Source organism: Streptomyces albidicamelliae, assembly GCF_025642175.1.
GTDB classification, from domain to species: Bacteria; Actinomycetota; Actinomycetes; order Streptomycetales; family Streptomycetaceae; genus Streptomyces; species Streptomyces albidocamelliae.
This window is the reverse complement of record NZ_CP106795.1, coordinates 6,884,909-6,897,293: the sequence shown is the minus strand read 5'-3', so window position 1 is coordinate 6,897,293 and position 12,385 is coordinate 6,884,909. Positions and strand designations below refer to the sequence as shown.

Annotated in this window: 14 protein-coding genes; 9 read left to right on the top strand and 5 right to left on the bottom strand. The window is 72.5% G+C overall.

Going from position 1 to position 12,385, the window contains the following annotated elements; all coding sequences use genetic code 11:
• Positions 1-144 precede the first annotated feature (144 nt).
• Both ddaH and N8I86_RS31175 read left to right on the top strand, forming a co-directional pair.
• Positions 145-921, top strand: a complete 777-nt coding sequence (ddaH, locus tag N8I86_RS31180) for a dimethylargininase (RefSeq protein ID WP_073891539.1) — start codon at positions 145-147, stop codon at positions 919-921.
• Between the two features lie 230 nt (positions 922-1,151).
• Complete coding sequence (locus tag N8I86_RS31175; RefSeq protein WP_263279260.1) at positions 1,152-2,126, top strand: acyl-ACP desaturase; 975 nt, start codon at positions 1,152-1,154, stop codon at positions 2,124-2,126.
• A gap of 46 nt (positions 2,127-2,172) precedes the next feature.
• Here the strand turns inward: N8I86_RS31175 and N8I86_RS31170 are convergent, their stop codons facing one another.
• Positions 2,173-2,418 carry a WhiB family transcriptional regulator gene (locus tag N8I86_RS31170; RefSeq protein WP_263279259.1) on the bottom strand — a complete coding sequence of 82 codons (246 nt, stop codon included), beginning with the start codon at positions 2,416-2,418 and terminating at the stop codon, positions 2,173-2,175.
• Between the two features lie 269 nt (positions 2,419-2,687).
• Here N8I86_RS31170 and N8I86_RS31165 point away from each other — a divergent pair, with 269 nt between their 5' ends.
• The gene (locus tag N8I86_RS31165) at positions 2,688-3,479 is read left to right on the top strand and encodes a VOC family protein (RefSeq protein ID WP_263279258.1); all 792 of its coding nucleotides are present in this window, start codon (positions 2,688-2,690) and stop codon (positions 3,477-3,479) included.
• An 85-nt stretch (positions 3,480-3,564) separates the two neighbouring features.
• Here N8I86_RS31165 and N8I86_RS31160 read toward each other — a convergent pair whose 3' ends face one another.
• Entirely contained in the window at positions 3,565-4,653 is a 1,089-nt protein-coding gene (locus N8I86_RS31160) for a LacI family DNA-binding transcriptional regulator (RefSeq protein ID WP_263279257.1), read from the bottom strand.
• An 83-nt stretch (positions 4,654-4,736) separates the two neighbouring features.
• Positions 4,737-5,756: a non-homologous end-joining DNA ligase gene (gene ligD / locus N8I86_RS31155; RefSeq protein ID WP_263279256.1), complete on the bottom strand. Its 1,020-nt coding sequence runs from the start codon at positions 5,754-5,756 to the stop codon at positions 4,737-4,739.
• Between the two features lie 73 nt (positions 5,757-5,829).
• On the opposite strand from ligD, the gene N8I86_RS31150 reads away from it, so the two are divergent.
• Positions 5,830-6,900: an ATP-dependent DNA ligase gene (locus N8I86_RS31150; RefSeq protein WP_073891549.1), complete on the top strand. Its 1,071-nt coding sequence runs from the start codon at positions 5,830-5,832 to the stop codon at positions 6,898-6,900.
• A gap of 25 nt (positions 6,901-6,925) precedes the next feature.
• On the opposite strand, the gene N8I86_RS31145 is transcribed toward N8I86_RS31150, so the two are convergent.
• The gene (locus tag N8I86_RS31145) at positions 6,926-8,116 is read right to left on the bottom strand and encodes a zinc-dependent alcohol dehydrogenase (RefSeq protein WP_263279255.1); all 1,191 of its coding nucleotides are present in this window, start codon (positions 8,114-8,116) and stop codon (positions 6,926-6,928) included.
• Between the two features lie 194 nt (positions 8,117-8,310).
• Between N8I86_RS31145 and N8I86_RS31140 the strand changes: the two genes are divergently transcribed.
• Positions 8,311-9,285 carry a DUF3048 domain-containing protein gene (locus tag N8I86_RS31140; protein ID WP_263279254.1) on the top strand — a complete coding sequence of 325 codons (975 nt, stop codon included), beginning with the start codon at positions 8,311-8,313 and terminating at the stop codon, positions 9,283-9,285.
• Positions 9,286-9,329: 44 nt separating this feature from the next.
• Here N8I86_RS31140 and N8I86_RS31135 read toward each other — a convergent pair whose 3' ends face one another.
• Positions 9,330-9,794, bottom strand: a complete 465-nt coding sequence (locus tag N8I86_RS31135) for a MarR family winged helix-turn-helix transcriptional regulator (protein ID WP_263279253.1) — start codon at positions 9,792-9,794, stop codon at positions 9,330-9,332.
• Positions 9,795-9,976: 182 nt separating this feature from the next.
• Here N8I86_RS31135 and N8I86_RS31130 point away from each other — a divergent pair, with 182 nt between their 5' ends.
• Genes N8I86_RS31130 through pcaH form a run of 4 tightly spaced genes read left to right on the top strand, consistent with a single transcriptional unit; the run spans position 9,977 to position 12,383 of the window.
• Positions 9,977-10,759: a CoA transferase subunit A gene (locus N8I86_RS31130; RefSeq protein ID WP_263279252.1), complete on the top strand. Its 783-nt coding sequence runs from the start codon at positions 9,977-9,979 to the stop codon at positions 10,757-10,759.
• Entirely contained in the window at positions 10,759-11,403 is a 645-nt protein-coding gene (locus N8I86_RS31125) for a CoA transferase subunit B (RefSeq protein ID WP_263279251.1), read from the top strand. The genes N8I86_RS31130 and N8I86_RS31125 overlap by 1 nt, the downstream gene beginning before the upstream one ends.
• Positions 11,400-11,591, top strand: coding sequence for a hypothetical protein (locus N8I86_RS31120; protein WP_263279250.1), 192 nt, complete (start codon positions 11,400-11,402; stop codon positions 11,589-11,591). The genes N8I86_RS31125 and N8I86_RS31120 overlap by 4 nt, the downstream gene beginning before the upstream one ends.
• A gap of 18 nt (positions 11,592-11,609) precedes the next feature.
• Complete coding sequence (gene pcaH, locus N8I86_RS31115; protein WP_263279249.1) at positions 11,610-12,383, top strand: protocatechuate 3,4-dioxygenase subunit beta; 774 nt, start codon at positions 11,610-11,612, stop codon at positions 12,381-12,383.
• Positions 12,384-12,385: the final 2 nt, after the last annotated feature.

The window sequence follows — 12,385 nt, the reverse complement described above, 5'->3', positions numbered from 1 at the left end:
GGAGGGGCACAGCCTGACAACGAGGGGTGTCGCCCCGCCCGGCGCGCCCTGCATGATGGCGGACCGGTGCCGTGTCACCGGCACCGGAAAGCCGCACCCCGACCCGACCGACCCGACCGACCCGACCGAATCGAAAGGCCCGTCGTGCCCAGCAAGAAGGCCCTCGTCCGCCGCCCCGGCCCCCGCCTCGCCGAAGGCCTGGTGACCCACATCGAGCGGGAGAAGGTCGACGTCGGGCTCGCCGGTGAGCAGTGGGAGGCGTACGTCGAGGCGCTGCGCACCCACGGCTGGGAGACCGTCGAGGTCGAACCGGCCGACGACTGCCCGGACTCGGTGTTCGTCGAGGACACCGTCGTCATGTTCCGGAACGTGGCGCTGATCACCCGGCCGGGCGCCGAGTCCCGCCGGGCGGAGACCGCCGGCGTCGAGGAGGCGGTGGCCCGCCTCGGCTGCTCGGTCAACTGGATCTGGGAGCCGGGCACCCTGGACGGCGGGGACGTCCTGAAGGTCGGCGACACCGTGTACGTCGGCCGGGGCGGGCGCACCAACGCGGCCGGCGTGCAGCAGTTGCGGGCGGCCTTCGAGCCGCTCGGCGCGCGCGTGGTGGCCGTACCGGTGAGCAAGGTGCTGCACCTGAAGTCGGCGGTGACCGCGCTGCCGGACGGCACGGTGATCGGGCACATCCCGAAGGTGGACCGGCCCTCGCTGTTCCCCGGATTCCTGTCCGTGCCGGAGGAGTCCGGCTCGCACGTCGTCCTGCTCGGCGGCAGCAAGCTGCTGATGGCGTCGAGCGCCCCCAAGACGGCGGAGCTGCTGACCGACCTCGGCCACGAGGTGGTCACGGTGGACATCGGCGAGTTCGAGAAGCTGGAGGGTTGTGTGACCTGTCTCTCGGTCCGGATGCGGGAGTTGTACGCCTGAATCCCGGGGGCGCCGTCACTCGTACAGCCCCGGACCTGCGGGTCCGGGGCTGTGTGGCATGCCCTACCGAAGCCACGGCCGACCCCGCTGATCAGCGATCTTTACGGTGCTCTTAACCTACGGCTTCGTAACCTACGGATTCGTAGCCTACGATCTCGTAGGTTTCCCGGCACCGCTCGCCGGACCGTCCCCCTCCGTTTCCCCCTGCTCGGCGTCCCCCTGGAGTTCCCGTGACGATCACCTCCCCTCACCTCGGCAGCCCGTCCGTCTGGACCGACGCGAAGCTGCTGTACGCGCTGGAGGAAGTGGTCGAGACCGAGCTGAACCGGCACCTGAAGGTCGCCAAGGACTGGATGCCGCACGAGTACGTGCCGTGGAGCGACGGCCGTAACTTCCCGGGCCTGTTCGAGGACGGGCAGGCGTGGGAGAAGGAGCACTCCAAGGTCACCGAGATCGGCCGCATCGCCCTCGTGGTCAACCTGCTGACCGAGGACAACCTGCCCAGCTACCACCACGAGATCGCCTCGCTCTTCGGCCGCGACGGCGCCTGGGGCACCTGGGTGCACCGCTGGACCGCCGAGGAGGGCCGGCACGGCATCGTGATGCGCGACTACCTGCTCACCTCGCGCGCGGTGGACCCGGACCAGCTGGAACAGTTCCGCATGTCGCACATGAGCGAGGGCTTCGAGTCCGACAACCGGCACTCGATGCTGCACTCGGTCGCCTACGTCGCCTTCCAGGAGCTGGCCACCCGCATCTCGCACCGCAACACCGGTCACCAGTCCGGCGACCCGGTCTGCGACCGCATGCTGTCCCGCATCGCGACCGACGAGAACCTGCACATGGTCTTCTACCGCAACCTGCTGAAGGCCGCCTTCGAGCTCGCCCCCGACCTGACCATGCAGGCGGTCCGGGACGTCGTGGTGAACTTCCGGATGCCCGGTCACGGCATCCCCGGCTTCGAGCGGGCCGCCGCGCAGATGGCGATCGGCGAGGTCTACAACCTGCGCATCCACCACGACGACGTGCTGCAGCCCGTGCTGCGCTTCCTGAAGATCATGGAGATCGACGGCCTCGGCCCCGAGGGGCTCAAGGCGCAGGAGGAACTCGGTCTGTTCCTGGGCGGCCTGGACGCGGAGGCCCTGAAGTTCGACGAGAAGCTGGCCGCCCGCAAGGCCCGGATGGCCGCGCGCGCCGCCGGCTGACGCCGCGCCGGCCGGCACCGGGCGCCCCGTCGCGGGCGCCCGGGTGTCAGGAGGAGGCGCGCCTCAGCGCGAGGCGCTCCTTCTCGGACAGCCCGCCCCAGACGCCGAAGCGCTCGTCGTTGGCGAGCGCGTAGTCCAGGCACGCGGGGCGCAGTTCGCACAGGGCGCAGATTCGTTTCGCGTCCCGTACCGAGCTGCCCGGCTCGGGGAAGAAGAAGTCCGGCCCGGTCTGCGCGCACAGGGCCTGCGCCCGCCAGGTCTCGTCGGCCGGGGTGATCGTGTCGAAGTGCATGGCCAGGATCGTGCCGTGCGGCGAAAAACGTTCGATCAACGTCGGGTCAACGACGTCCTGGGCCGCCGGCCGTCCCGATGATGCTCCCCGGTGACACGGCCGCGCACGGCGGCGCGCGGGGCGACGGCGAAAACGGTGCGGGCATGTCCGGTCACCCACGGTGACCCGGGGCGTGTTCCGGCGCGTCGCGCCGGTCCGGCAGCGATTGTCGGTGGGCGGTGCCAGACTCGGCAGTGCGGCAGCCGGGACCCCTTCCGAGGAGGGCGAAGATGCTCACCACCCGTTTCGTCGACGGCGCTCCGAACTGGATCGACATCGGCACCTCCGACCTCGACGGCGCCCTCGCCTTCTACGGCGGCCTGTTCGGCTGGGAGTTCCGGTCCGCGGGTCCGGACGCGGGGGGCTACGGCTTCTTCCAGCTGGAGGGCAGGACCGTCGCGGGCGGCATGCGGACCGGCCCCGACCAGGGGCCGCCGAGCTGGACGGTGTACTTCCAGAGCGAGGACGCGCAGGCCACCGCCGAGGCGGCCGAACAGGCGCACGGCCGGGTGCTGGTCCCGCCCATGGACGTGATGGGCCAGGGCCGCATGGCGGTCCTCGCCGACCAGGCGGGCGCGCCGTTCGGGCTCTGGCAGCCCGGGCGGACCAAGGGCGTGGACATGGCGGACGAGCCGGGCGGGCTGTGCTGGGTGGAGCTGTACACGCCGGACATCGCGGCCGCCGCCGCGTTCTACTACAAGGTGCTCCGCCTGGAGACCTCGGGCATGCCCTTCCCCGGCGGGACCTACACCTGCGTCAATCCGGCCGCCGGCGGGGAGGACGCGATGTTCGGCGGCATGGTGCCGATGGCCGACGCCCCGGACGAGGTGGCGGCGGGGCCGCACTGGCTGCCGTACTTCGAGGTGGAGGACACCGACGCCGTGGTCGAGCAGGCGCGGCGGCTCGGCGGGACGGTGCGGACGCCCGCGACGTCCGTGGAGGGCGTGGGCCGCATGGCCAAGCTGGCCGACCCGCAAGGGGTGCGTTTCGCGGTGATCCGCAGCGACTCACCGCAGAGCTGAGGCGACCGGCCGCGGGCGGCCACGGAACGCGCGGCGGCCAGGGCCCGTCGTGCGGATCAAGCCGGCCTGATCCGCACGACAGACCCTAGGCGGAGGCGCGGCGGACCAGTGTCGTCGGCAGGATCACGCCGCCGTCCTCGCCCGACGGCTCGTCCGGTTCCGCCCGGGTGTCCGAGCCCGGCGCGGGGGTTCCGTCCCGGCCGGCGGGCGGGCCGCCCCGCAGCAGCAGACGGGCCATCAGCCGGCCCATCTCCTCGATGTCCTGGCGGACGGTCGTCAGCGGCGGATCGGCCTCCTCGGTGACGGGCACCATGTCGTCGAAACCGATGACGGCCACGTCCTCGGGCACCCGCCGGCCGTTGCGGCGCAGCACGCGCAGGGCGCCGAGCGCGGTGAGGTCGTTGGCGGCGAACACGGCGTCCACGTCCGGGCAGCGGTCGAGGAGGGCGCGCATTGCGCGTTCGCCGCCGGCCGGCGTGAAGTCGCTCTCCTCGACCAGCCGGGGATCGCCGCCGCCCATCACCTCGTCCATGACGTCCCGGTACCCGTCGAGCCGGTCCACCGCCGAGGTCTGGTCCAGCGCGCCGGTGATGTGCGCGACGCGCCGGCGCCCGAGGTCCACGAGGTGCCGTACGGCCGTACGGGCACCTCCCCGGTTGTCGCTGTCGACGTACACCGGGCCGGGCGTGCCGTCGCTGAAGTCGGGCCGGCCGCCGAAGACGGTGGGCACGCCCGCCGTGCGGATCAGGCCGGGCAGCGGGTCGTCCAGGTGCAGCGAGAAGACCAGCGCGCCGTCGACGTGGCCTCCGGCGAGGTACCGGGCGACGCGCGCGTGGTCGGCCCGGCCCTCGGTGAGCAGCAGGACGAGCTGGTTGTCGTGCGCGGTCAGCTCCTTGCTGATGCCGCGCAGTTGCAGGGCGAAGAAGGGGTCGGCGAAGACCCTCGTCTCCGGTTCGGCGATGACGACGGCGACGGCGTGGTGCCGCTTGGTGACCAGGCTGCGCGCCGCCTGGTTGGGGACGTACCCCAGTTCCGCCACGGCCTGCCGCACCCGCTCGGCCAGCGGCTCGCGCACCCCGTCCCCGCCGTTGACCACCCGTGACACGGTGGCCCGGGACACCCCGGCCCGGGCGGCCACGGCCTCCAGCGTGGGACGCGACACTGCCTCGGTCACTTCGGGACTCCTCATCGGCGGCTGCCGGTCAGGATAACCGCGGGCCGGGCACGCCGTTGCGGGGGAACCGATGCCGGGTCCGGCTAGGACGTCGGCTCGCGCCTCGCCCGGCTCGGCTGGACCCGCTTCGGTTCGCCCGGCATCTTCGGGTACTCCGGCGGGTACGGCAGGTCGCCCAGACCGTGGTCGTGTTCGTCCCGGCGGGCCAGTTCCAGCAGGGCGTCCAGGGAGTAGGCGTGGTCGTCCATGTCGGCGTGCACGTCGCCGAGTTCGGCGAAGCGGGCCGGCATCGTGGCGAGGTCGAAGTCGGCCGGGTGCGCCACGCCGACCTCGTCCCAGCGCAGGGGGGCCGAGACGGACGCGTTCGGGCGGGGACGCACGGAGTAGGCGGAGGCGATGGTGCGGTCGCGTGCCGTCTGGTTGTAGTCCAGGAAGATACGGCGCCCCCGTTCCTCCTTCCACCACTTGATGGTGACCTGCTCGGGCATCCGGCGTTCCATCTCCCGGCCGACGGCGATCGCGGCGCGGCGCACCTGGGTGAAGGTCCAGCGGGGTTCGATCGGCACGAAGACGTGCAGACCCCGGCCGCCGGAGGTCTTGGGCCAGCCGCGCAGCCCGCCGAACTCCTCCAGCACGGCGCGCAGTTCGTGGGCGGCACGGACGGCGTCGTCATAGTCGGTGCCCGGCTGCGGGTCGAGGTCGATGCGGAGTTCGTCGGGGTGGTCCACGTCGGTGGCGCGCACCGGCCAGGGGTGGAAGGTGAGGGTGCCGTACTGGGCGGCCCACACCACGGCCGCCTCCTCGGTGGGGCACATCTCGTCGGCGCTGCGCCCGCTGGGGAAGGTGATGTGGGCGGTCGGGATCCAGTCGGGCATGCCCTTGGGGGCGCGCTTCTGGTAGAACCACTCGCCGCCGACGCCGTCCGGGTAGCGCTCCAGGGTGGTGGGGCGGTTGCGCAGGGCGCGGAGGATGCCGGGCGCCACGGCGGCGTAGTAGCGGGCCAGGTCCAGCTTGGTGTAGCCCGGTTCCGGGAAGAAGACCTTGTCGGGGCTGGACAGCCGTACGGTCCGGCCGGCCACCTCCAGTTCCACCGCAGCACCCATGCGGCCACGGTAGGCGCCCCCCGCACGGCTCGCACACCGGGCGGCGGCGGACGGGTACGAGCAGAATCGAGGCATGGATCTGCCGGTGATGCCGCCCGTGAAGCCCATGCTCGCCAAGTCGGTGGCGAAGATCCCACCGGACATGCACTACGAGGCGAAGTGGGACGGGTTCCGTGCGATCGTGTTCCGCGACGGCGCCGAGGTCGAGCTGGGCAGCCGCACCGGAAAGCCGCTGACCAGGTATTTCCCCGAGCTGGTCGAAGCGTTGAGGGAGCGGGTGCCCGAGCGGTGCGTGCTCGACGGGGAGATCGTGATCGCCCGGAACGGGCGGCTGGACTTCGACGCGCTCACCGAGCGGATCCACCCGGCCGCTTCGCGGGTGCGGACGCTCGCCGAACGGACGCCGGCCTCGTTCGTCGCCTTCGATCTGCTGGCCCTCGGTGACGAGTCGCTGGTCGGACGGGAGCTGACCGAGCGCCGGGCCCTGCTGGAGCGGGCATTGGCGGCGTCGACGCCGCCGGTGCACACGGCCCCCGCGACGACCGACATCGAGCTGGCCCGGCAGTGGTTCGAGCGGTTCGAGGGCGCGGGCCTCGACGGCGTCATCGCCAAGCCGCTGACGCTGCGCTACCTCCAGGACGAGCGGGCCATGTTCAAGATCAAACACGAGCGGACGGCGGACGTCGTGGTGGCCGGGTACCGCCTCCACAAGAGCGGGCCGGTCGTCGGCTCGCTGCTGCTCGGGCTCCACGACGAGGAGGGCAGGCTCCAGCACGTGGGCGTGTCGGCCGCCTTCCCCATGAAGCGGCGGGCGGAGCTGATCGAGGAGCTGGAACCGCTGCGGATGGACGACGTGCGGGGGCACCCGTGGGCGGCCTGGTCGGACGAGGCCGCCCACGAGACGGCCCGGCTGCCGGGGGCACCGAGCCGCTGGTCCGGCAAGAAGGACCTGTCGTGGGTGCCGCTGCGGCCGGAGCGGGTCGCGGAGGTGGCGTACGACCACATGGAGAACGGGCAGCGGTTCCGGCACACGGCCCGCTTCCGCCGCTGGCGCCCGGACCGTACGCCGGAGAGCTGCACCTACGCCCAGCTGGAGGAGCCGGTGCGCTACGACCTCGCCGAGATCCTCGGCGAGAGGGAGTGACCCGGCGACCGCGGCCGGCCTCCGCTCAGGGCTGCATGAGCACCTTGACGGCGCCGTCCTGCTTGCGCTGGAACATCTCGTAGGCGTGCGGTGCCTCGGCGAGCGGCACCCGGTGGGTGGCGAAGTCGTCGACGCCGAGCGGGTCCTGGTCGGTGAGGTAGGGCAGGATGTCGTCGGTCCAGCGGCGGACGTTGGCCTGACCCATGCGCATCTGGATCTGCTTGTCGAAAAGGGTGAGCAGCGGCATCGGGTCGGCCATGCCGCCGTACACACCGCTCAGCGAGATGGTCCCGCCGCGGCGGACCAGGTCGATGGCTGTGTGGAGCGCGGCGAGCCGGTCGATGCTGAAGCGTTCCGCGAAGGGCGCGGCGATCTTGCGCGGCATCATGGCGGTGGCCGTCTGGGCGAGCTTCGCGGCGGCGCTGCCGTGCGCCTCCGTGCCGACCGCGTCGATCACGGCGTCCGGGCCCCGGCCCGAGGTCTCCTCGCGGATCGCCTCCACCAGCGCCTTCTCGTCGTCGAAGGCCCTGAGGTCGTACGTCTGGACACCGCGCCGCTTGGCCCGGGCGAGCCGCTCCGGCACCAGGTCGATGCCGAACACCCGCTCGGCGCCCCGGGCGAGGGCGATCCGGCAGGACATGTCGCCGATGGGCCCCAGGCCGAGGACCGCGACCGTGCCGCCGGGCGGGATCGCCGCGTACTCGACGGCCTGCCAGGCGGTGGGCAGCACGTCCGAGAGATAGACGAATCGGTCGTCCGACGGGCCGTCGGGCACCTTGATCGGGCCGAACTGCGCCTGCGGGACCCGCAGATACTCGGCCTGCGCGCCGGGCACGGCGCCGTACAGCCGGGTGTAGCCGAACAGGGCGGCGCCCATGCCCTCGCCGTGGACCTGGGTGGTCTCGCACTGGGTGGGCAGCCCGGTGTCACACATGAAGCAGTGCCCGCAGGCGATCTGGAACGGCACCACGACCCGGTCGCCGGGCCGCAGGTTCGTCACGTCGGAACCGACCTCCTCGACGATGCCCATCGGTTCATGGCCGAGGATGTCGCCCGGGGTCATGAACGGCGTGAGCACCTCGTACAGGTGCAGGTCGGAGCCGCACAGTCCGGTGGACGTGATGCGGATGACGGCGTCCGTGGGCTCCTCGATCCGCGGATCGGGCACGTCGTCCACCCGTACGTCCCGATGGCCCTGCCAGGTCACTGCCTTCATGGGGTCGCGCTCCCTTGCCTCGCGTGCGCGCCGGTACCGCCCTGGCGCATCCGGCGCGGCTGTGTCTGCGTCCTGCGTGCGATGGCGGCCGGGTACCCGTGCGCACCACACCGAACCACGCCGCGTCCGGACATGGCCATCGATGTCCTCATGAGCGCACAATCGGACAGACGAACGGGGTGGCGACGGTGGGCATGGCACACAGGGCGCGTGGACGGCGCGCCGCACTCACGGCGGCGGTGCTGGCGGCCGCGCTGACGGCCTCCCTGACGGCGGGCTGCTCCGGGCAGGGCCGCCCCGGCGACGACGGCGTCCCGGGCCGCACACCGGCACCGGACGCCTCGGCCACGGCGGCCGGCTCCCCGCTCGCCGTCAAGATCGACAATGTGGCCGGTGCCCGCCCGCAGACGGGTCTGGACGCCGCCGACGTGGTCTACGCCGAGCAGGTGGAGGGGGGTCTGAGCCGGCTGCTCGCGGTGTACGCGACGCGGTTCCCCGAGACCGTCGGACCGGTGCGCAGCGCCCGCGAGTCGGATCTGGAGCTGCTGCGCCAGTTCGGCCGGCCCACCCTCGCCTTCTCCGGTGCCCAGCGCAGGCTGCTGCCGCTGATCGACCGGGCGCCGGTGGAGGCGAGGTCGCCCGACGAAGCCCCGGACGCCTACTACCGGGGCAGCGGCAGGGCCGCACCGCACAATCTCTATCTGCACCCGGCCGGGCTGCTGTCCACGGCGCCCGGCGCGGGCGCGCTCACCACGGGCTTCCGGTACGGCCCGGCCCCGGCCGGCGGCACTCCCACGGCCACCCGGACCGTGCGCTATCCGGCCGCCCGCTTCACCTTCACCTGGTCCGCCGGGCGCGGGGGCTGGCTGGTCGCGATGGACGGCACCCCCACGACGACGACCGACGGCCCCCGGCCGGCGCCCGCGACGGTCGTGGTGCAGTACGTGCGGATCCGCGCCTCCGGGTACCACGACGTCCTCGGCAACCGCACGCCGTACACCGAGACGGTCGGCTCGGGGCGGGCGGAGGTGCTCCGGGACGGGCGCTCCTTCACCGCCGGCTGGTCGCGGCCGACGGCGGGGGACGGCACGGCGTTCACGACGGCGGACGGCGCCCCGCTGGACTTCGCCCAGGGCCAGGTGTGGGTGGTGTTCGCCCCGGCTCCCTAGCGGCGCCCGCGCGCCGGGCCGGTGTCCCGCCCGCCCGGATCCCGTCAGCCCCGCGCGGTCTGCGGTTCGGCCGCGTTGCGCAGGTCCTCCGCCGCGTCGGCGACCCGGCGGATCAGGTCGAAGAACACCGTCTGCTCCTCGGCGGAGAGCGGGGCGAGGAACACCTGGTTCATACGGGCGGTGCGCACGGCCAGTCTGCGATGGGTGCGCAGGCCGTCGTCGGTGAGGCGGAGCAGGGAGCGGCGGCCGTCCTCGGGGTCGCGCACCTTGTGCAGCAGTCCGCGGCGGCCGAGCCGGCTGATGACCTCGGCGATGGTCGACCGGTCCAGGCCCACCCGCTCCCCCACGGTCCGCTGGTCGAGGCCGGGCTCCGCGACGAGCGCGTTCATCACCGCGAACTGCGGCGAGGTGATCTCCTCCGAGACCATCGTGTTCCACAGCAGGTAGTGGGCCTGCTGGAGCCGGCGGGCCAGGTGCCCGGGATGGGTGGCGAGGTCCACGGCGGCCATGCCCGCTCCCTAGTTGGATTCGTTGGTGCACTGAACGATACCCGGCAGCCGCTTACCTGTCTCCAACCGATAGCTCCTGTCTACGCTGCTCTTGACGACCCTGGGCGCCGGTGGCAGCGTGTGGGACACCTCGCTGAAATACTCAGTGCGCTGACTAGTTCCGGAGAGATGGGGCTTCACGGATGGACAAGGTGGTGGCCACCGCCCCGGCGGCGGTGGCCGATGTGCCGGACGGCGCGTCCCTCGCCGTCGGCGGGTTCGGGCTCAGCGGTGTGCCGAACGTGCTGATCCAGGCGCTGCACGAGCGCGGCGTCCGCGGGCTGGGCGTGGTCTCGAACAACTGCGGGGCCATGGAGACCGGGCTCGCGGTGCTGCTGGCCGCGGGGCGGATCGCCCGGGTCACCGGCTCGTACATCGGCGCCAACAAGGAGTTCGCCCGCCAGTACCTGGCCGGGGAGCTGGAGGTGGAGCTGATCCCGCAGGGCACCCTCGCCGAGCGGCTGCGCGCGGGCGGCGCCGGCATCGCCGCCTTCTTCACCCCGGCCGGGGTCGGCACCCAGGTCGCCGAGGGCGGACTGCCCTGGCGCTACGACGGCTCGGGCGGGGTCGCACTGGCCTCGCCGCCCAAGGAGGTGCGGGAGTTCGACGGGGTGGAGTACGTCCTGGAGCGCGCCATCCGCACCGACTTCGCGCTGGTCCGCGCCGCGAAGGGCGACCGGCACGGCAATCTGGTCTTCAACCGGTCGGCCCGGAACTTCAACCCCCTCGCCGCCATGGCCGGGCGGATCACGGTGGCCGAGGTGGAGGAGCTGGTCGAGCCCGGCGAGATCGACCCCGACGCGGTGCACGTGCCGGGGGTCTTCGTGCAGCGGGTCGTGCCGCTCACCCCGGAGCAGGCGGCGGACAAGAAGATCGAGCGGCGCACGGTCTCCGCGTCCTCGGCACGGGGGACGGTGAACGGCTGATGGCCCGGACACGCGAGGAGATGGCCGCCCGTGCCGCCCGCGAGCTGCGCGACGGACAGTACGTCAATCTCGGCATCGGTCTGCCCACCCTGATCCCGAACCACCTGCCCGAGGGCGTCGAGGTGGTGCTGGAGTCGGAGAACGGCATTCTCGGCACCGGCCCCTACCCCGGCGAGCACCAGGTCGACCCGGATCTGATCAACGCCGGCAAGGAGACCGTCACCGTGCTGCCGGGCGCGTCCTTCTTCGACTCGGCGCTGTCCTTCGCGATGATCCGCGGCGGGCACATCGACGTCGCCGTCCTCGGGGCGATGCAGGTCTCCGCCGGCGGCGACCTGGCCAACTGGGCCGTGCCGGGCAAGCTCGTCACCGGCATCGGGGGCGCCATGGACCTGGTGCACGGCGCCCGTCGGGTGATCGTGGTGATGACGCACACCGCCAAGGACGGCTCCTCCAAGATCCTCAAGGAGTGCACCCTGCCGCTCACGGGCAAGGCGTGTGTGAACCGGGTCATCACCGATCTCGCCGTACTGGACGTCACCGCCGACGGACTCGCCCTGGTGGAGACCGCCCCGGGTGTGACCGTTGACGAGGTGGTCGCCGGGACCGATGCGGAACTCGTCGTCGCGGAGAACCTGCTGTGAACCCCGTCCACCTCGTCGACGCCGTCCGCAAGAACCGCGATGTCGCCGGCACGGCCGTGCTCCGGGCGGGCCCGCCGACCTCGGTGCCGGGCGGCACCGGCGTGGCCACCCTCTGCCTCGGCGTGGGCCAGGCCTCGCCCTCGCTCTCGTCCTCCCCCCCCGCTCTCGCTCTCGTCCTGGAACGATAGGAATCCTCAGGTACCGCCATGCCCCTCACCCAGCAGGACATCGACCGGGAGATCGCGGCCGAGCACGCCGCGTACGAGAAGCGGGTCGCCGAGGGCGCGCCCGTCGAGCACCACCCGCGTCGCGACTACGCCCCCTACCGCTCCTCGGTGCTGCGCCACCCGAAACAGCCCCTGGTCGCCATCGACACCGCCCAGGACCCCGAACTGGTGGAGCTGCACTCCCCCGCCTTCGGGGAGCGGGACGTCACCGAGATCGACAACGACCTCACCCGGCAGCACACCGGCGCGCCGGTCGGTGAGCGGATCACCGTCTCCGGACGGCTCCTGGACCGCGCCGGGCGCCCGGTCCGGGGCCAGCTGATCGAGATCTGGCAGGCCAACTCGGCCGGGCGGTACGCGCACCGGCGTGAGCAGCACGACGCCCCGCTCGACCCGAACTTCACCGGAGTGGGCCGCACCCTCACCGACATCGAGGGCCGCTACCACTTCACCACCGTCCAGCCGGGTCCCTACCCGTGGCGCAACCACGTGGGCGCCTGGCGCCCCGCCCACATCCACTTCTCGGTGTTCGGCGCGGCGTTCACCCAGCGGCTCGTGACCCAGATGTACTTCCCGAACGACCCGCTCTTCCCGTACGACCCGATCCTGCAGTCCGTGACCGACGACGCGGCCCGGCAGCGGCTGGTCGCCACCTACGACCACGGCCTGTCGGTGCCGGAGTTCTCCCTCGGCTACCACTGGGACATCGTGCTCGACGGCCCGGCCGCCACCTGGATGGAAGAAGGACGCTGACC

Coding starts and splice junctions, on each gene's coding strand:
- N8I86_RS31140 (WP_263279254.1), top strand. CDS start 8,311: ATGGCACACAGGGCGCGTGGACGGCGCGCCGCACTCACGGCGGCGGTG.
- N8I86_RS31145 (WP_263279255.1), bottom strand. CDS start 8,116: ATGAAGGCAGTGACCTGGCAGGGCCATCGGGACGTACGGGTGGACGAC.
- N8I86_RS31135 (WP_263279253.1), bottom strand. CDS start 9,794: ATGGCCGCCGTGGACCTCGCCACCCATCCCGGGCACCTGGCCCGCCGG.
- N8I86_RS31125 (WP_263279251.1), top strand. CDS start 10,759: ATGGCCCGGACACGCGAGGAGATGGCCGCCCGTGCCGCCCGCGAGCTG.
- ligD (WP_263279256.1), bottom strand. CDS start 5,756: ATGGGTGCTGCGGTGGAACTGGAGGTGGCCGGCCGGACCGTACGGCTG.
- N8I86_RS31170 (WP_263279259.1), bottom strand. CDS start 2,418: ATGCACTTCGACACGATCACCCCGGCCGACGAGACCTGGCGGGCGCAG.
- N8I86_RS31130 (WP_263279252.1), top strand. CDS start 9,977: ATGGACAAGGTGGTGGCCACCGCCCCGGCGGCGGTGGCCGATGTGCCG.
- pcaH (WP_263279249.1), top strand. CDS start 11,610: ATGCCCCTCACCCAGCAGGACATCGACCGGGAGATCGCGGCCGAGCAC.
- N8I86_RS31165 (WP_263279258.1), top strand. CDS start 2,688: ATGCTCACCACCCGTTTCGTCGACGGCGCTCCGAACTGGATCGACATC.
- N8I86_RS31150 (WP_073891549.1), top strand. CDS start 5,830: ATGGATCTGCCGGTGATGCCGCCCGTGAAGCCCATGCTCGCCAAGTCG.